This is a genomic window from Nonomuraea sp. MG754425 (genome assembly GCF_021699195.1).
Taxonomy (GTDB): domain Bacteria; phylum Actinomycetota; class Actinomycetes; order Streptosporangiales; family Streptosporangiaceae; genus Nonomuraea.
In genome coordinates this window covers 1-328 of the sequence record NZ_SSXE01000561.1, presented here as the reverse complement: position 1 = coordinate 328, position 328 = coordinate 1, and the positions used below count along the sequence as shown (strand labels likewise).

Here is a 328-nt window from a genome sequence, read left to right as displayed (position 1 = left end):
GATGGACATGCCGTCGCTGGAGAGCACCTCGACGTTGAGGCACAGCGACTGCATCTCCTTGATCAGGACCTTGAAGGACTCGGGGATGCCCGGCTCGGGAATGTTCTCGCCCTTGACGATGGCCTCGTAGACCTTCACGCGGCCGAGGACGTCGTCGGACTTGATGGTCAGCAGCTCCTGCAGGGCGTAGGCGGCGCCGTACGCCTCCAGCGCCCACACCTCCATCTCACCGAAGCGCTGGCCGCCGAACTGGGCCTTACCGCCGAGCGGCTGCTGGGTGATCATGGAGTACGGGCCGGTCGACCGGGCGTGGATCTTGTCGTCGACC

General features: G+C 65.5%; 1 protein-coding gene. It reads right to left on the bottom strand.

From position 1 onward, the window contains the following. A partial coding sequence (locus FAF44_RS56640) for a hypothetical protein (protein ID WP_237111225.1) occupies window positions 1-328 on the bottom strand: 328 nt, incomplete at both ends.